This is a genomic window from Paenibacillus sp. PAMC 26794 (assembly GCF_000316035.1).
In the GTDB taxonomy this organism is placed as follows: Bacteria; Bacillota; Bacilli; order Paenibacillales; family Paenibacillaceae; genus Paenibacillus.
In genome coordinates, this window is the sequence record NZ_ANHX01000011.1 from 112564 (window position 1) to 134587 (window position 22024).

Consider the following 22024-nt stretch of genomic DNA (forward strand, 5'->3'; position numbering starts at 1 on the left):
GAATTCATATCTATTTTTTACCAAAAAGTAACAATAAATTGATTGATTTAACATATATTTCTATGGTAAAATTTTGCTTGAAAATATGTGTAAATAATTAGATAAGCATACTAGAGATGATCCATTTGGAGGAGAGATATGTATACTAATCAGTTTCAAACATTAGTGGATGTTATCCACGACAGAAGTAAAATAATGGACCGTGGTATTCGTTTTATCGACGCGGACAAACGTGAAACCTTTATATCATACCATCAATTATTCAATGAAGCAGAAGGATACTTGGGTCATTTGCAGAACATCGGCATGAAACCAAAGCAAGAGATTATTTTTCAAATCCAAGAAAACAAACGGTTTTTAGTCGCATTCTGGGCTTGTATACTCGGTGGAATGATCCCTATCCCTGTAAGTATTGGTGAAGATGAAGAACAAAACTTGAAAGTATGTCGTATTTGGAATTTGTTAAATAACCCTTTCATGATTGCATCTGAAAAGGTACTGGATAAAATGAAAAAATTTGCTTTGGAACATGACATGTTTGATTTCCATCATCAATTAGAGTCTAGAACGGAAATAATACAAGACCATGTATATGATCATACATTTGTAAAATATGATGAGCCTAAACCGGATGACTTGGCATTTATTCAATTTTCTTCCGGATCAACCGGTGACCCCAAAGGCGTTATGCTCACCCATCGAAACCTCATTTATAATACTTGTGGTGCTATCAATGGTACAAAAATCAGTCCAAATGATAGCTTTCTCTCCTGGATGCCGCTTACCCATGATATGGGTCTGATTGGGTTTCACCTCATACCCATCGTGGCAGGGATTCATCAATATTTGATTCCAACGGAATTATTTATTCGAAAACCGATTCTATGGATGAAAAAAGTAAATGAACATAAAGCAACTATATTGTCCTCTCCTAACTTTGGTTATAAATATTTCTTGAATTTCTTTCGCGAAGACAAAGCGGAGGGATGGGATCTGTCATGTGTCAGAGTTATCTATAATGGTGCGGAACCTATATTACCCGAAGTGTGTCATGAGTTTCTAAATGTATTGTCAGCATATCACTTAAAGAAAACAGCCATGTTTACCGTATATGGACTAGCAGAGGCCTCTGTTGCCGTCTCCTTTCCCAAGGTAGAAGAAGAATTTACTGCGGTGTACGTTCACCGGGATCATCTGAACTTAGGGGAGCGTGTCATCGAAGTCGAGAAACATGCTGAACATGTGGCATCATTTGTTGCCGTTGGCGAAGCAATTGATTATTGCCATGTTAGAATTTGCGATGAGGAAATGAACCGTGTTCCCGATTTGGTTATTGGAAAAATTCAAATCAAGGGGGATAACGTCACCCAAGGTTATTATAATAATTCACTAGCAACGGAGAAGTTATTAACGCACGACGGATGGGTGAATACAGGAGATCTGGGTTTCATCATGAACGGAAAACTGGTTGTAACAGGACGGGCAAAAGACATTATCTTTATCAATGGTAAAAATGTATATCCCCATGACATTGAACGTGTCGCCATACAATTAGATGATATTGAACTCGGAAGAGTTGCTGCTTGTGGTGTGTATGATTCGAATAGTCAAAGTGAAGAAATTATTGTGTTTGTCGTGTACAAAAAAAAGATCGAACACTTCTTGCCGCTTGTTAAAGAAATCAAAAGACATCTATATAAACATGGGGGATGGAGTGTCAAAGAGGTACTGCCCATCAAAAAATTACCCAAAACAACAAGTGGGAAAATCCAGCGGTATCAGTTAGCCAAGCAGTATGAAGCAGGCAAATTCTCAACAGAGTCTGCTTTCATCCAAGACTGGGTCAAGAATGACAATGACAAGGCGAAAGAAAAGGCTCCTGTTTCGGTTCAAGTCCTGGAACGTGAATTAATTTCACTATTTTCTGAAGTGCTTGTAGGGAAGAAGATTGCACTTGAGGATAGCTATTTTGATATGGGTGCAACTTCATTACAGCTGGCGCAAATCGCTGAACGTATAGAGCAAAAATATGGAGAAGAGCTTGCCGTTACGGACCTCTTTACATATCCCTCAATCACTGAATTAGCAGCATATCTGGCTAGAGGCTACAGCGAGACCATGCAAGTCAACAAAACTCAAGAGGATCATACGCCATCCAAAGATATTGCAATTATCGGTATGTCTTTGAACCTGCCTGGAGCCTCGAATGCAAGCGATTTTTGGCGTGTTTTGGAAAATGGAACGCATAACATTCGGGACTACCCGGAAAGTCGGATAAAAGACGCAGCGGATTATATACAATCCATGCGAAGCGAAATGAGCGAAGTTCAATGGATCAAGGGTGGTTACTTGGATCAAATTGATCAATTCGACTATTCTTTCTTTGGCATAACCCCAAAAACTGCACAATTTATGGACCCGAATCAAAGGATGTTCTTGCAAACGGCATGGCATACGATTGAAGATGCTGGGTATGCAGGAGAAGGAATCAATGGAAAAAATGTGGGCGTGTACGTGGGGTATTCCAAAGTTGGGTATGATTACGAACGGCTCGTGACGGCGAGTTACCCCGCAGAACTCAAAAATTATATCATTGGAAATTTACCATCTGTACTGGCGAGCAGAATTGCATATTTCTTGAATTTAAAAGGCCCGGCCTTAACGATTGATACCGCTTGTTCCTCCTCACTTGTTGCTGTTCACATGGCATGTAAAGGAATGCTCGCTGGAGACTGTGAAATGGCAATCGCAGGAGGCATTCGAACGGCATTATTACCGATAAGTATCGGACTGGATATGGAATCTCCAGATGCATTGACGAGAACGTTTAGCGAAGATGCCAACGGCACGGGATTTGGCGAAGGTGTTGGGTCGGTCATGTTGAAGCCAATGCAGCTAGCGATTAAGGACGGGGATCATATCTATGGTGTGATTAAGGGAAGTGCGATTAATCAGGATGGCAAGACGGTAGGAATCACAGCACCTAATCCGGAGTCACAGACCAATGTGATCGAACAAGCATGGAAAGAAGCCGGCATTTCTCCTGATACGCTTAACTTTATTGAAGCACATGGAACAGGGACAAAATTAGGTGATCCGGTTGAGTTCAATGCTTTGCGTAAAGCTTTTGAGAAATATACGGATCGGAAACAATTTTGTGCAATCGGATCTGCCAAAGCTAACATTGGACATGGCTTTGAAGCGGCGGGGATCGCTGGATTAATTAAATCTATTCTTATGTTTCAACATAGAAAGATTCCACCATTGGTTCACTTTGACAAGCCTAATCCCCTGCTTAAGTTTGAAGCTTCACCTTTTTATGTGAATCAGGAATTAATGGCTTTTGGTGAAAAAGAGGGTCCATTACGATGCGGGGTTAGTTCTTTTGGTTTCAGTGGCACAAATGCGCATGTGGTTCTCGAAGAATATGTTCCTTCCCCAACCGTAGATAAAAGAATGTCCCAAGAGCCTCATTTATTTGTTCTGTCTGCTGCCACGGAACGGGCGCTGGATGAATTGGTCAGAACGTATCATGAATATCTAACCGATCACACGGATGTTTCCATTGAACAAGTCTGTTATACAGCCAGTACGGGAAGGGCTAATCTGGATTATCGGCTTGCCATCGTAGTCACGAGTACACAAGAATTACATGAAAAATTACAACGACTTGCAAGCGGCGAGGGTAAACTGCCAAATGTTTATTTTGGTTATGCCAAAAAAGACAAAACGCTTGTTAGCGATCATCTCTATGTTCAGGGAAAGGCAGAATCTTTAAATGAACTCGGTCAGTTATTTACACTGGGGGCAGTGATTGATTGGGAAAGGTTCTATAATCATGATGTCATTCGGAAAATTCCATTGCCTCTATATCCATTTGAGCAGAAGCGGTGTTGGATTGAAGTCAAACATACGATACCAGCGGGACATAGGCCAGAGAGGAATGAGGTTCAAATGGAGATGAATACAAACGATATTGAATTAAAGATTAAAACAAGCATCAGTCGTGCATCTGGTTTGAAGTTGGAAGAGCTGGATCATCAAGCTCATTTTCTCCAAATGGGATTGGATTCCATCATTCTTGTGCAAATTCAGAAGGAGATCTCAGAGCTGTTCCGTTTGAATATCCCGATGGAAATGTTTTTTGAAACCCTTACAAATATTAATTCCTTAGTTAAATATGTGTCAGAGAATATAAAGCATCATGATGTATCTGAAAATATAAACAATCAAACAGTTCAGGAGCATACTGAACAACGAAATCTGGCATCTGTCAACAATATAAACACGGCAAAATCATCAGGGAATGTGTCGGAACAAATTGTGATGTCTGCCATTCAGCTCATGGAGTCCCAATTAAAAAGTTTGAATGTGCTGTTAGGCGAGCAAATGAATGCTGTTCAATCGCCTCTTTTGGAGATGAAACAGCATGAAACCAAACCAACCAAAGAGATCCAACCCAATTCGGAATCGAAGGAAGCCAAACCTTTTATACCGTATCAATCGTTGAAGATTCATGAAGAGAGCGGATTATCACCGCTTCAGAACCAGTATGTTGAACAATTTATAGCCAAGTATACCGCAAGAACCAAAGGCTCCAAATTAAAAACAGGCCAAACTCGTTATGCCCATGCGAATAATCGCAATGTGTCCGGATTTCGCTCGTATTGGAAGGAAATGGTTTATCCCATTATCTCAACGCGTGCAGAGGGAGCAAAGTTATGGGATCTGGATGGGAACGAGTATCTGGATCTGACGATGGGATTTGGTGTAAATCTATTTGGCCATAATCCAGCGTTTATTCAAAATGTTATAGCAGACAGCCTCCAGGAACAATTGCCTCCATTGGGCCCTATGTCAGACTTGGCAGGAGATGTCGCAGCTAAAATTTCCGAGCTAACGGGTGTAGAGCGTGTCGCATTTTATAATTCAGGAACAGAAGCTGTCATGGTTGCACTTCGTTTAGCGAGGGCAGCAACAGGGCGTTCCAAAGTTGTATTATTTTCAGGATCTTACCACGGTACACATGATGGCGTGTTGGGTGTAGCGAATCCTGGGGATGCTTTATCGTCGGCGCTGCCTATGGCTCCTGGTATTGTAAATAGCGCTATGGAAGATTTGATTATTCTTAATTATAACCATCCGCAATCCCTGGATATGATTCAGAACCTGGGTGATGAATTGGCTGCTGTGCTTGTAGAGCCGGTACAAAGTCGAAGACCTGATATGCAGCCAACACAATTCTTACGGGAACTTAGAGAGATCACGAAACAGTTTGGCATTGCACTTATTTTCGATGAGGTCATCACTGGATTCAGAATTGGATTGGGTGGAGCGCAGGATTGGTTTGGCGTTCAAGCAGATTTGGTTACGTATGGGAAAGTGGTCGGTGGCGGGCTGCCTATTGGCATAGTCGCCGGTAAGGCTGAATTTATGAATCCGGTAGATGGTGGAACCTGGAACTTTGGTGATGTTTCTTACCCTTCCGATGCAGATAAGAAAACGTTTGTCGGTGGAACCTTCTGTACACACCCTCTTACGATGAGAGTAACGTTAACGGTACTGCAGTATCTTCAATCCGAAGCAGGAACTTTATATAAGGAACTAAATGAAAAAACAGATTATCTTGTTAAAGAATTAAATACGTTTTTCAAAACAGCGAATGTACCGATGCAAATGGTGAACTATGGATCTTTATTTCGATTTATTTCCTTTGGGGATATGGAATTATTCTTCTACCATTTAATTTATAAAGGTTTATATATTTGGGAAGGTCGTAACTGTTTTATATCGACTGTGCATTCCATGGGTGACATGGATACGATAATCAGAATGGTGAAAGAGACGATCCATGAACTACGCGAGTGGGGGTTTATCCCTGGTGAATCGCCTGTTTCGGAATATCCGCTCTCTTTAGAGCAAAAACAATTATTGTTAACTTCATTACATGGGGAAGATGCGAATGCTGCATTAAATCAGAGTGTTATTTTAAAAATGACAGGCGAACTAAAGCCTTCCACACTGGATCAGGCCGTGAATCAGATCGCACAGCGTCATGAAGCCCTGAGAACAGTCATTCATGCCGATCGTGAAACACAACAAATCAGATCCGTAATGGAATTTCAATGTACATGGTTGGATTTCTCGTCATATGCGGGTGAGGATCAAGAACGGGAAATTTCCAATTGGTTATCTGCCGATGCAAATGAAGCCTTCGATTTACAGTCTGGGGAACCTCTATTTAGAATCACCTTGCTTAAAAAGGCAGTCGATCAATACCTTATGGTGCTGACATTTCATCATATTGTTGCAGATGGCTGGTCTATTGCTGTATTCATTCAAGAGTTGGAACATACCTATTCTGCTCTGGTCCGAGGAGTTTCGGTTCAATTACCTGAAGCTACTCCATTCCGTGAGTATTTAAGATGGCAACGCCTTGAACATGAAAAAGGCTCATTTACCGAAGGAGTCCAGTTCTGGAAAGAACAATTTTCCTTATCCTATCCCAACATTACACTTCCAACGGTACCGTCCGATGATGTGCCCAAGGGATATGACGGTGAAAGATATTCTATCAAGCTGGATCATCAATTAACAGAGTCATTGCGAACGTTAAGCATCAATAATAAGAGCAGTTTATTTGTAACGATGTTTGCAGCGTTTCATTTATATTTGCATCAACTAACAGGGCAGTCTCACCTTGTCATCGGCGTGCCTACAGCGGGTCAGTCTCATATGCGAAAAAATGCACTGATTGGCAACTGTGTCAACATTGTACCTGTTCATCATGCCTTGTTAACGAAGCAATCCGTTGTAGACCATGTTCTTCAGCTCAAGGAAACGCTGGCTCTTGTCATGAAACATCAGCATGTTCCATTGACCCTCGTATCTGAACAGCTTGCTCATATGACTGCACCGGATACCCGGATTTTATTCAATATGGACAGAACGATTCATCATCTCCAATTTGAAAATATCAAGACTGAATTCATGTCGTATCCGATCAAACATATTTCTTACGATTTGTTTCTTAATATTACGGATGTTAGCCATGAATTGTACCTGGATTTTGATTACAATACCGAGCTTATTGGACCTGAGATGATGAAATTATGGTCTGAAGGATTTAAAGGTTTGCTGCAACAAATGGTGAGTCATCCAGAGGCTGAAATTTCGTCTTTGACGTTGTTCTCATCCGAGCAACAGGACCAATTACAGGGAATGTACAATCGGTTTGTTACGGAGCGTCTTCCTCACGTTAATCATGCAGCCATATTCGAGTCTCCAGTCAATGACGTGGAGAAAAAGCTGGCTTTGATCTGGGAGGACGTATTATCCCTGAATCAAGTGGGGAGACATGATCACTTTTTTGATCTCGGAGGTAACTCGCTCAAGGCGACTGTAATGCTATCCAAGGTACATGAGCAGTTTCAACACAAAATTTCAATCGTTCAATTCTTCCAAAACCAACGTCTGAAGCAGCTTGCCAGTCTGATTACAGGCGAGAACGAGGAAACATTCATTCCGATTAAGGCATTGGACGTGAAGGAGTTCTATGAGACGTCAGCTGCACAACAGCGAATCTACTTTTTGGATCAATTTGAGCCGAATAGTGTGTTTCAGAACATGTGCGGCCATATCACGGTCACAGGAAAAATCGATGAAGCTAAATTGATTTTGTCATTGGAACAAATCGTGCAACGTCACGAAGCTTTTCGCTCCAGTTTCCAACTAATAGATGGAGAGCTGTACCAGAGTATCGCCCCAACAATTGATTTTGAAGTGAAACGAACTCAGAAAAGCCCTGATTCATTCGAACAACATGTTAAGACGTTTGCCAAACCATTTGATTGCTCCAAAGCGCCATTAATACGTGCCGAATTCATTCGTATAGACGATAATCATGCAGAGATTCTCATCGAGATGCATCATATTATATCGGACGGATATTCCGTTGGCATTCTTGCGAATGAACTGATCGATGTGTATGACGGAAGAAGCATGTCGGACATTGAGGTTGAATACAAAGACTTTACAGCTTGGCAGAAAGAATTTCTGGCGGGGGAGTCTTATAAGCAGCAAGAAAAATATTGGCTGGATCAATTCAAAGGCGAACTCCCGAACCTTAATCTGCCTACTGATTTTGTTCGGACACCTCATTTGACTTCGGCAGGTTCAAGATTGTCATTCGTGTTGGACGCACACTTGAAGCAGTCGCTGGAGAAGCTTGCGAAACAAACGGGAACTACGATGTTTATGGTGTTATTCGCAGCGTATAATGTGCTGCTTCATCAATATACGGATCAAGAAGATATGATTGTAGGCACGCCAACATCAGGAAGAAACCATCCGGATGTTGAGAATATGATAGGTGTCTTTATCCAGACGGTAGCGATTCGATCACAGCCGGTGGGGAATAAGTCGTTTCGATCTTATCTCGAAGAAATTAAAAAACAATCCCTGGATGCATTGGATAACCAGGACTATCTTTTTGACAATCTTGTAGAGAATTTAAACACGCATCGGGATACAACCGGGACAGCACTTTTCAATACGATGTATATCTTCTTAAATACCGCGTTGAATCAACGGCAAGAACAGGATTGCAGCTTTAAAGTTAGAGAATTAAATGTCGGTGTATCGTTGTATGATCTGATGTTCATCGTTGAGGATGATAACGAGTGTCTGGAAATGCACTTTAATTACAAGACGGAGCTGTTTGAACGGGATACCATCGACAGAATGAAAACACATCTGTTCAACATCCTCAGAGACATTGTGATCGAACCGGATATTGCCTTGTCCGATATTCAAATGCTCTCTGAACATGAGCAGCACGTTCTTTTACATGAGTTTAATGATACCAACATAGCGTATTCCCGGGATCAGACCATTCAGGAGTTATTCAAAGCACAGGTGGAACGGACACCTGATCAATTGGCTGTTAGTTTTGGAAATGAGCGATGGACGTATCGTCAATTGAATGAACGGGCGAATCAGTTGGCATATACGCTTAGAGCTGAGGGAGTGCAGCAGGATCAATTTGTAGGTATTCTGACAGATCGTTCGATTGAGATGATCGTTGGCATCTTTGGCATTCTAAAAGCAGGCGGGGCGTATGTACCGATTGATCCGGATTCTCCTGAAGAGCGGATCCGGTACATCCTGCATGATTCGGGGGCAACACTATTAGTCACGCAAACCCATCTCAAGCAGTTGGTATCATTCAACGGCCAAATCATTGATTTGAACGATGAAGAAACCTATGCAGCTAATCTGTCGAATCTGGAACCCGCAGGGAATTCCGAGCAGTTGGCTTATGTGATCTATACTTCAGGCACAACAGGCATGCCAAAAGGTGTAATGATCGAACATCGTCAGGTTCATCACTTGGTTAAAGCGTTGTACAGTCAAGTTATAGATGATCAGCATAGCGGTTTGCATGTCGCTTTACTTGCGCCTTACTATTTCGATGCATCTGTGAAGCAGATTTTTGGCGCACTGCTGTCAGGACATGCCTTGTTTATTGTAGACAAGGACACGGTAATGGATGGACAAGATTTAATGAATTATTATCAGCAACACCAAATTGATTTGACGGACGGAACACCTGCGCACCTGAAATTGCTTTCGAAGGCAAAAAATGTTCAAGGCATATCGCTAAAATATATGCTCATTGGCGGTGAAGCTCTTTCTCAGCAAAGTGTCAATGAAATCACATCATTATTTGCTCTCAATCACATAACGCCTCCAGCCATAATTAATGTGTACGGTCCAACAGAATGTTGTGTGGATGTTGCGACATACCGTGTACTTCCAGAACACCTGGATACAGCGAATCAACGAACTCACCTACCGATTGGTCGAACATTAGGAAATAATCGCCTGTATGTATTGAACAAACATGGCAAAGTTCAGCCTGTAGGCGTCGTAGGGGAATTATGTATCTCTGGCGATGGGGTTGGTAGAGGATACTTGAATTTACCTGAGCTGACAGCGGAGAAATTTGTACGTGATCTGTTTGTCCAGGGAGCCACAATGTACAAAACGGGAGATTTGGTGAAATGGCTTCCAGATGGTCATATCGAGTATTTGGGAAGAATGGATCACCAGATTAAAATTCGCGGATATCGGATCGAAGTAGGAGAAGTCGAAGCGGCGCTGTTAGATCTAGAGTGTGTGAAAGAAGTTATCGTCATTGCACATGAGGATGATCACGGGGACAAATCGTTATGTGCATACTTTACAGCGGATTCCACGCTGACGGTGGGAGAGTTAAAACAAAGCCTTTCTAAGGTGTTGCCGAATTACATGGTTCCAGCCTACTTTATACAATTGCATCACATGCCTCTGACATCGAACGGGAAAATCGATCGCAAATCGCTTCCGAGTCCAGAAGAGAACATACAAACGGGAAGTGAATATATAGAACCCCAAACTGGGGTGGAAAAACAGTTGCTGCCTATTTGGCAGGATGTGCTTGCCGTGAAAAAAATCAGTGTAAAAGACAGTTTTTTTGATGTAGGAGGCAACTCTTTACGTGCGACCAAGCTGGCCGCCAAAATCAATCAAAAGCTGAATATCCGCATATCGGTAAGAAACGTCTTTGAATGGCAGACCATTGAACAGATGGCTCAATCTATTGAACAAATGGAACAGGAAGTATCAGTGTCCATTCCTCAAGTGGAGGAAAAAGAATATTATCCTATTTCTTCAGCGCAAATGAGAATGTACATTATGAGCATAAAAGCCGGCAAGGAACTCATGTACAACATGTCAGGTATGTTTATGTTGGAAGGATCGCTTGATCGGATCAGATTGGAAGAAGCATTCCAACAATTGATTCATCGTCATGAATCGCTTCGGACTGGATTCAAAGTCATACACGGAGAACCGAAACAGATCGTATACCCTAAAGTTAACTTTGGAATTGAATTGATCGAGTCAACGGAAGTAGAGATCGAAGATCGAATTGAACAGTTTGTTCGCACATTTGATCTCGGGCAAGCACCTCTTATGAGGGTGGGACTTATTGAACTTCAGCAGGAGCGTCATGTATTGCTGGTAGATCTGCACCATATCATTGCAGACGGACTATCCGTGCATCTTCTGATGACTGAACTTAGCCAGTTCTATAAGGGAGAGGAGCTGTCTCCTCTTCGAATTCAATATAAGGACTATGCTGAATGGCAGCAAATGCAACTTCATAGTGAGCGGATGAAAAAGCAGGAGAAGTATTGGCTTACTGTGTTTGGTGAAAGTATCCCGCTATTGGATATGCCAACAGACTACGAAAGACCTGAAACCCTAAGCTATGCGGGAGATGTATTGGACATTGTTTTGCAGGAAGACACCCTTCCAAGCTTAAGGAACATGGAAGCACGGACAGGAACAACGTTATATATGATTCTATTAGCCGCCTATACGATTCTATTATCTAAGTACAGCGGACAAGAAGATATCATCGTGGGCACGCCGATTGCAGGAAGGACACATGCTGAGCTGGAGCCGGTTATGGGGATGTTTGTGAATACACTGGCTATTCGAAATTATCCTGCGGGGGATAAAACTTTTACGCAGTATCTGCTGGAAGTGAAAGAAAATATGTTGAACGCATATGAAAATCAGGATTATCCGTTTGAGGAATTGATCGAGAAAGTCAATATAACCAAAGATGTCCGGCGGAATCCGTTGTTTGACACCATGTTTGTATTGCAGAATACAGATGCTTCAGAGATTCAGATGGATGGAGTAACCTGTAAGCCTTATGCTCCAAATACGAGAGTATCCAAATTCGATTTAACGCTGTATGTTACCGAATTGCCAGACAAGTTAGAAGTGGCCTTTGAATACAGTACGATTTTATTTGAGAAAACAACGATTGAAGCGATGTCACAAAATCTGTTGGTCATATTAACAACCATTGTCAACGACCCTCATATTGAAATCAACAAGATTCAATTGGTTGAAGAATTAATAGATGGGGATACGCTGGCTGATCTAATTGAAGTAGATTTCTTCTAAGCTAACTTAAAAATACAAGTGATCGGGGTGCCGTATGTCTATTTTTAAGAAACAGGAATCGTATTGGGCAAGCCGATTTGAAGATGATGATCATCTTGTTCATTTGCCTTATTGCAAGACAACCTCCAAACACCCAGACGATACGCAACACCAGAATGATATATATAAGTCTTTGTCAGCCGATGTTTCACATAAAATCAAGTCCATGTCGCGAAATGCTCCTATGGCGATATATACGATCTTATTAACAGGAGTTCAGTGTATGTTATATAAATACACGAATGAAACCAAGATGATTATTGGTATACCAACGATGGAAGAAAAGAACAATGATCTATCGCTCTCGAATAAGGTTCTTGTATTAAAAAATAATATTAAACATGTGATGTCATTCAAATCCTTATTTAATCAAGTGAAGACCAGTTTAACCGAAGCCATTCAGCATCAACGAATCCCTTTCAGAAAAATGGTTGAACGTTTAAATGTTCAGTATGATTCGAACCATGTACCTCTAATTCATACCTTGGTTTCGTTAAATGAAATTCATCCTGCCCTTGATCAAAATAACGTAAAAGCGGCGACGATGTTCCACTTTGATCTGGAGAACGACTCCATTCAGTTAAGATTAGTTTATGATGATGATCGTTATGATCGCGATTATATGGTCCAAGTTGTAGAACATCTTGACCAATTGTTATCCGTTGTGCTGAACCAACCTGAACTGGAGTTAAGTCAAGTTGATATGCTATCAGGGTTTCATCGAAACAAGCTGTTATATGACTTTAACGATACAAGGGTTGGGTATCCACAGAACAAGACGGTGCATCAATTATTTGAAGAACAGGTGGAACGAACACCGGACCATCCGGCAGTCGTATTTGAGAATAGACAGTTAACGTACAGAGAGTTAAATCAAAAATCCAACCAATTGGCCCGATTGCTTCAAGCTAAGGGGGTGCAGGCGGGTCAGTTCGTTGGCATTATGGCAGAACGCTCACTTGAGATGATCATAGGTTTATTCGGTATTCTAAAAGCTGGTGGGGCATATGTCCCAATCGATCCGGAATATCCGGCAGATCGTATTCGCTATATCCTTGAGGATTCAAAAGTGTCTTGGTTGCTGCATCAAAGTCATATACAGGAACCTGAACATTTTGCAGGGACATGTGTCATTCTGGATTCTGAAATAAATCACTATGAGGATCATTTAAATTTGGTGGATGGAGCGATCTCCAGTGATTTGGCATACATGATCTACACGTCTGGAACAACAGGTCATCCCAAAGGCGTAATGATTGAACATGCCAGCATCGTGAATTCTCTGCAATGGAAATCGGATTTTTATCATTTTACCGGAGATGATCGGGTATTAATGCTGAATCCTTTCGTTTTTGATTCATTTATTACTCATTTCTTTGGTCCGATGATATCTGGCTCGACAGTGTATTTGTTAAACCAGCAACAGTGTAAAGATGCTATAGCCATCAATACGATGGTCAAAAAACAGCAAATCACGCACATCCAAAGTCCACCCAGTTTCTTGATGACCCTATTGGAACAAGTGAACGCAGAAGATTGGGCATCCATGAAAAATGTGGTGGCTGCAGGAGAGAAGATTGTTCCTGCCTTAATACACAAATTGCAGCGCATCAATCCACGCATCGAAGTGTGTAATGAATACGGTCCAACCGAAAATAGTGTTGTATCCACAATTCTGTCGATCAAGTCAGCAGATCAAAATATCTCAATCGGGAAGCCTATTGCGAACAATAGAGTCTACATTTTAGGAGAACGGAATGAATTGCAGCCTATTGGAGTTCAGGGAGAGTTATGTGTTGCCGGAGCAGGGCTATCCAGAGGTTACTTGAACCGTCCAGATCTGACTGCGGAGAAATTCGTGGATGATCCATTTGTTTCGGGAGCAAAAATGTACAAGACAGGTGACTTCGCAAGATGGCTGTCCGATGGGAACATAGAGTATATAGGAAGGGTAGATCATCAAGAGAAAATTCGTGGACACCGGATTGAACTTGGTGAAGTGGAGACGGCTCTTCTAAATAGTACCCAGATAAAAGCGGCCATCGTCATAGCCAGAGAAGATGAAACAGGAACCAAACAATTATGTGCGTACCTGGTAGGAGAGGACGCAATCACGATCGGGGAACTGCGGGAGGCGCTGTCCCAGCAGCTGCCAAACTACATGATTCCGTCCTATTTTGTACAGCTGGATCAGATGCCGCTCACGTCAAACGGGAAAATCGATCGCAAAGCTTTGCCTGCTCCCAAAGAACATATGTTGAAGGGTATGGAGTACGAAGCACCCCGAACGATGGTGGAACAACAACTTGTATCGATCTGGGAAGAGGTACTTGGGGTAGAGAACATTGGGATTTTGGATAATTTCTTCGAGCTTGGAGGAGATTCGATTAAATCCATTCAAGTTTCTTCGAGGTTATATCAAGCAGGTTACCAGGTGCAGATGGATCATCTGTTTAAAAATCCAACCATAGCAAGCTTGATTCCCTATGTTCAACCCATAAGTACCATGTCAGAACAGGGAATCATCACTGGAAAAGTGATGCTGACTCCAATCCAGCATTGGTTTTTTGAGCAATACAAGGTGGACGCCCATCATTATAATCAGTCCGTGATGTTGTATCGGAAAGAAGGTTTTCACGAAGCCACACTTCGCGGTGTATTCAATAAAATGAGTGAGCATCATGATGCACTTCGTACAGTATATCGCCTTACAGAACAGGGTTATGAAGCGTGGAATGAAGGGTTGGCAAGGGAATCCTTATATACACTTGAAGTGATGGACTTCAAGTCATTAGCAGATCCGTCTCAAGAAATCGAGAAGAAGGCAAATGAAATGCAAAGCACGTTCACTTTGGAACGTGGACCTTTGATGAAGCTGGGCGTGTTTCAATGTGCAGACGGAGATCATTTACTCATCGTTATTCATCACCTCGTCATCGACGGGGTTTCATGGCGAATTTTGATCGAAGACCTATCGAGAGGATATGAACAATTAAGTGAGGGAGAATCGATTCAACTACCGCAAAAAACGGCTTCATTCCAATTATGGGCAGAACAGCTTCAGTTGTATGCGAACAGTGATGCGATAACGCAAGAAATTGCATATTGGAATGAAATTGAAAAAGCAACCTATAAGCCGTTACCTACAGATTTCGAAGCGGATCATGCACTGGAAAAAGACAGCGAAGAAATCACGATGGAATGGTCAGCGGCAGAAACGGAGCAATTATTGAAACAAGCGAATCGTGCTTATAAAACGGAAATTAACGATTTGCTGCTCAATGCACTAGGCATGTCTATTCACCAATGGACGGGCATGGATAAAGTGCTGGTCAATCTGGAGGCACATGGAAGAGAACAAATTTTACCGGATCTCGATATTACACGAACGATCGGATGGTTTACGAGCCAGTATCCGGTTGTACTTGATATGGAAGCAAGTTCAAATAAGTCTCTTCTCATCAAGACAAACAAAGAAATGATTCGTCAAATCCCTAAAAAAGGGATTGGTTATGGTATTTTAAGATATTTAAGTGCACATCAGCAAGAAGCGCCCTTTACCTTAAATCCTGAAATTAGTTTTAACTATTTGGGACAATTTGATCAGGATCTCCAGAACAGTGGGATGCAGATTTCTCCCTATCCAGGCGGAGCAACAGCAAGTGACAATCACAGAAGAAATGTTCTTATTGATATGAATGCCTTAATTGTGGAAGGCAAATTGACGTTGTCACTTAGGTATAGTCGCACCCAATATCAAAAAGAAACGATGGAGCGAGTGGCAACATATTTTAGAGATCATCTGCAAGAAATCATGATGCATTGTGTGACAAAAGAGAAGCCGGAATGTACACCAAGTGATCTAACGTTAAAAGGAATTACCATTCAAGAATTAGAAGGATTTGTTCAAGAATCGGAACACATTGGTGAAATCGAAGATATATATGCTTTGTCACCGATGCAAAATGGAATGTTCTTTCATCATTTGCTTCATTCAAAGTCTGAAGCGTATTTCCTTCAAACGACGCTCGATCTTCATGGCTCGTTAGACGTGGAGGCTTTTACGAAAAGTCTGGATCAGTTGATGCAACGTAATTCGATTCTCAGAACGAATTTCCACAGCAAATGGAAGAATGGACCTCTGCAAGTGGTATATCGTCATAAACGGAATGGGCTTATATACGAAGATTTGCGTGAGATGAATGAAGAAGATCGTGAAGCATACGTGGCAGACTATACAAGAGCAGATAAAATAAAAGGTTTCGACCTGTCTCAGGATGTGTTAATGCGTATCTCGATCTTGCAAACGCATGACCAAACCTATCGTTTCATTTGGAATTATCATCATATTTTGATGGATGGCTGGTGCCTGTCTCTTGTAATCCAGGAGTTGTTTGATGGATACTTTGCTATTCAGGAACAACGAAAACTGGAGGCAAAGAGTACGATTCCATACAAACACTATATTGAATGGCTGGACAACCAAGATCATGAAAAGTCTCTGAAATACTGGCGTGACTATTTGCAAGGTTATGATGAGCAGACCACTTTGCCAAAAGAACATTCAATTACGAAGAGTGATGAATATCATTCAGAGCATATGATTTGTACACTTAGTCAGGAATTAACCGGACAAATCGCACAAGTTGCCAGTCAGAATCAGGTGACGCTAAATACGTTCATGCAGACAGCCTGGGGAATGTTGCTACAGATATATAACGGCAGTGAGGATGTTGTATTCGGAAGCGTGGTGTCGGGCAGACCTGCGGCGATTGTTGGAGTTGAGCGAATCATTGGTTTATTCATCAATACCATTCCTGTACGTATTCAGACTCAAGGTAACGAGACATTTGCAGCGATTATGAAGCGGAATCAGGAACATGCTGTCGCTTCGCATCCACATGACACGTATCCGTTATACGAGATTCAAGCGGAAACATCGCAAAAGCAAAATTTGATTGATCATATTCTAATATTTGAAAATTATCCTGTACAAGGCATTATGGAACAGTTTGGGGATCAGGAGGAGACAGCTCTTCGGATTACGAATGTAGAAGCAGATGAACAAACGAACTATGACTTTAACCTGATTATTAAACCAGGCCAATCCATGAAATGTATGTTCTATTACAATGCTAACGTCTATGAACGGGCAAGCGTAGAACGCATTCAAGGTCACTTGATTCAGATGTTGGAGCAAGTGGTCAACAATCCGAATATTCCGATCCATGACATTGACTTGACTACAACACAGGAGAAAACACAAATTTTGGAACAGTTTAATGATTCTATGGCTGAATACCCAATGGACAAGACGATTCATGGACTTTTTGAGGAACAGGCGGCAAGGACTCCTGAACACGTTGCGGTTGTATTTGAGGCTCAACATTTGACCTATCAAGCGCTGAACGAGAAAGCAAACCAATTGGCAAGAACGCTGAAGGCTATAGGCATTCAAAATGATCAGTTAATCGGGATCATCGCTGATCGTTCGCTAGACATGGTTGTAGGAATCCTTGCGATTTTGAAAGCGGGTGGCGCATACGTGCCGATTGATCCTGAATATCCGGAGGATCGTGTCAACTACATGCTTGAGGATTCGGGTTTACATGTATTATTAATGCAAAGTCATTTGCAAGAACGCATCTCTTTTGCAGGAGAGGTCGTTTGCCTGGATCAACCTGAGTGCTATCATGTAGATCATTCCAACTTGGGAATGACTGCTGCACCAACAGGCCTGGCATATGTAATTTATACCTCAGGAACGACAGGTAAACCAAAAGGGACATGTATTGAACATAAAAATGTGGTGCGATTGTTGTTCAACAGTAAAAATTTGTTTGATTTTAATGCATCAGATACATGGACATTATTCCATTCCTTTTGTTTTGATTTTTCGGTATGGGAAATGTACGGAGCACTGCTTTATGGCGGAAAACTGGTTATCGTACCTCAAATGACGGCAAAAAGTCCGGAACAATTTCTACAATTGTTAAAAAACGAGCAAGTGACGATATTGAATCAAACGCCAACGTATTTCTATCATCTTCTTCAGGAAGAACTGGCAGGTCATGCAGCAGATCTGAAATTAAGAAAAGTGATTTTTGGAGGAGAAGCCCTCAATCCCGTGTTATTGAAGGAATGGAAGTTGAAATACCCATTTATCCAGTTAATTAATATGTATGGGATAACCGAAACAACGGTTCATGTAACTTATAAGGAAATAACCGACATTGAAATACATGCTGGAAAGAGCAATATTGGCAAACCAATCCCGACGTTGCAGACCTATATTTTGGATAAACATCAACGCATTCAACCGATCGGTGTTCAGGGAGAATTAGTTGTAGCAGGTGAGGGGCTTGCCAGAGGATATCTGAACCGGCCTGATTTAACCGCAGAGAAATTTGTTAATCATCCCTGGATTACAGAAGGGAAAATGTATCGCACAGGAGATGCCGCAAGATGGCTGCCGGATGGAAATATTGAATATCTGGGACGAATCGATCATCAAGTGAAAATTCGCGGTTACCGAATTGAGCTTGGCGAAGTGGAAACAGCGCTTTTGCAAATAGACTCCATTCAGGAAGCAGTCGTTATTGCACGTGAAAATGAAGATGGTTCGAAGCAGTTGTGTGCATATTGGAAAGGCGACAGCTCACTGACAGCGAAGAAAATCAGAATGGCATTATCTCATGAAATTCCGGATTATATGATCCCGTCTTATTTTGTTCGATTAGAGCATATACCGTTAACATCCAATGGAAAGGTTGACCGAAAGGCATTGCCTTCTCCACAAGAACGTATGCAAAAAGGCACCGAGTATATGGCGCCACAAAACGTCGTAGAACAAGCGATCGTCGCTGCCTGGGAAGCTGTGCTTGGTGTTCAGAAGGTTAGCACATCAGATCATTTCTTTGAACTCGGGGGCGATTCGATTAAATGTATTCAAGTTTCCTCACGACTGCTTCAAGCAGGGTATAAAGTGGAAATGAAGCATTTCTTCACCTATCCAACAGTAGCAGAGTTGAGTGAACACGTTACATCCGTGAGCACTATTTCTGACCAAGGGGAAGTTACGGGACAAGTGATGCTGACACCTGTTCAGCGCTGGTTCTTTGATCAAAATATGGTCAACGCACATCATTACAATCAGGAAATGATGTTCTTTCGTGAAAAAGGGTTTGATGTCCGCTTTATTCACAGCATCATGGATAAGATCGTTAAACAGCATGATGCTCTCCGCATCCTTTATCGTCAAACGCCTGAAGGCGGATATGAAGCGTGGAATCGAGGGGCAGACGAAGATGGATTATACAGCCTTGAAATCGTTGACCTCAAAACAGAAGCAGATCCTGCATCGTTCATTGAAAATAAAGCAAAAGAAATTCAGAGTGGTATGGATCTGTCTCACGGACCTTTGATCAAACTTGGGTTGTTCCAATGTGCTGAAGGGGATCACCTGCTTATTGTAATTCATCATTTGTTGGTAGACGGGGTATCATGGCGTATTTTATATGAAGATATTCAGACAGGGCAAGACCAGTTCTTAAGAGGTGAAGAAATTCGGCTTCCTCAAAAAACGACCTCGTTTAAACAATGGGCAGAACAATTGTCTACGTTTGCAGACAGCCCGGCGATGAAGCAAGAGAATCCATACTGGAGTCGTGTGGAGCAGGCCCAGCTAAGCCCGCTGCCTAAAGATATGGATTGTGATGAGACGATTGGCAAAGATAGTGAAACGATCACCCTTCATTGGACCGCTGCGGAAACCGAGCAATTATTAAAGCAAACACATCATGCGTACCATACGGAAATTAATGATATATTGCTAACGGCATTGGGAATGGCTGTTCATGATTGGACAGGCATGGGAGAAATCCTTGTGAATCTGGAAGGGCATGGTAGAGAAGACATCCTGCCAGAGCTGGACATTACGCGTACAGTGGGATGGTTTACGAGTATGTACCCCGTTATGATTACGATGGAGTCCGGGGCTGACTTATCAAGGAAGGTTAAGACCGTCAAGGAAGGACTGCGCCAGATCCCAACCAAAGGCATTGGTTACGGGATTTCGAGGTATTTGTCACATGGAAATGAAGGATTCGAGTTAGAGAAAAATCCCGAAATTAGTTTCAACTATATGGGACAGGTGAATCAGGATTCGGGCCAAGATGGTATTAAATTCTCGCATTATTCCAGCGGGCCATCCGTAAGTGAAAACAACAAGAGACCATTTGTGCTTAATATCAATGGCATCGTTACAGAGGGTCGGTTGTCGCTGTCCATTAATTATAGTTCAAAACAATATCGCCGGGAAACGATGGAGCAATTGGCTTGTCTCTATAAGGAAGGTCTTAATAGAGTCGTTGAACATTGTGTAACGAAGGAACAAACCGAGTTGACGCCAAGTGATATTTCATGCAAGTCATTAACCATTGATCAATTGGATCAAATCGTGGAACAAACTGGGCACATCGGTCGAATCGAAAATGTGTACCCACTTACACCATTACAGAAGGAAATGTTGTACGAAAGTGAACGGAATCCAATTTCGGGCGCTTACTTTGTACAAATCATGTTTGACATGCGTGGAGATTTGGATGTTACCTCTTTTGCGCAAAGTTTGGATCAATTAATGCAAAGGCATGCGATATTAAGAACTAATTTTTACAGTGATTTCGTGGATATCCCTCTTCAAATCGTGTATCAAGAGAAGAAATTTGAATTTAATTATGAAGTTGTAGCTGGCACAAGTGAACTGAAACGTAAAACGTATGTTGACGAGTATATCGAGCAAGACAAGGCAAGAGGATTTGACTTACAACGAGATTCGCTAATACGTATGTCTGTTTTACGAACAAAGCCTGAGGAATACCGCGTCATATGGAGTTTTCACCATATTTTGATGGATGGCTGGTGTATGTCTCTGGTAAGCAAAGAGATATTTGAGAATTACTTTGCAATTCGGGAGAATCGAAAGCCTCAAGTGACTCTGTTAACCCCATATAGTCAATTCATCGAATGGTTGGAACAGCAAGATCATCAAGGTGCAATAACCTATTGGAGTCATTACCTGGAAGGTTATGAAGGACAAACGAAATTGCCCGGAGAAAAAATCAAACCGAAGCATGAAAGACAGGACTCCAGAACGTTAAACTGTTATTTGGATGATGTACTGGTCGAGCAAATGAAACAGATTGCAGAACAGCAGCATGTAACTCTCCATACGTTAGTGCAGACGGCCTGGGGTGTATTGTTGCAGCAATACAATGAAAGCAATGATGTTGTATTCGGAAGTGTTGTATCGGGCAGACCACCTGTCATTCCTGGGATCGAAAGCATGATTGGATTATTCATTAATGCAATTCCTGTTCGTATCCAGACTCAGGCCGATGAGTCATTTATATCTCTAATGAAAAGGAATCAGGCAAAAGCTGTGGAGTCACATGCATATGATACGTATTCGTTATATGATATTCAAAATCTGACCAAGCAAAAACAATCTCTGATTAACCATGTTGTTGTATATCAGAACTTCCCGGTAGATCATCGGATGGAGAGTTTGGGTGAAAAAGGCGAAATACCGCTTGAGATTATGAATGTGGGGGGTACAGAACACAATAGTTTTGATTTTACTTTGATCGTCAAGCCCCATGAAAACATGAAGATCATATTGATGTACAATGCCAATGTGTATGACCTATCTACCGTTGAACAGATTCAAAAACACTTCATTTCCATGATTCAACAAGTGGTAAGTAAACCGGAAGTTAAAATAAATGAACTTGCATCGATTGCGTCGAACAGTTATTAATGCACAAGTAAGGTGCCGCTCCAAAAGTGATTTTCCTCCTCACTCAAAGCGCTAACGAATCTGACGCGTCTTAAGAGGTAGATTCGATGTGAACGGCAAACTTTAACGAACCTCGGTAACGTTATTTCATCATATCAGGGTGTC

Annotated in this window: 2 protein-coding genes; both read left to right on the forward strand. The window is 41.8% G+C overall.

Features of this window, described 5'->3' with window-relative positions:
• Positions 1-138: 138 nt before the first annotated feature.
• Positions 139-12024, forward strand: coding sequence for a non-ribosomal peptide synthetase (locus tag D829_RS0105655; RefSeq protein ID WP_017687880.1), 11886 nt, complete (start codon positions 139-141; stop codon positions 12022-12024).
• 34 nt (positions 12025-12058) lie between these two features.
• Positions 12059-21880, forward strand: coding sequence for a non-ribosomal peptide synthetase (locus tag D829_RS30470; protein ID WP_081594946.1), 9822 nt, complete (start codon positions 12059-12061; stop codon positions 21878-21880).
• Positions 21881-22024: the final 144 nt, after the last annotated feature.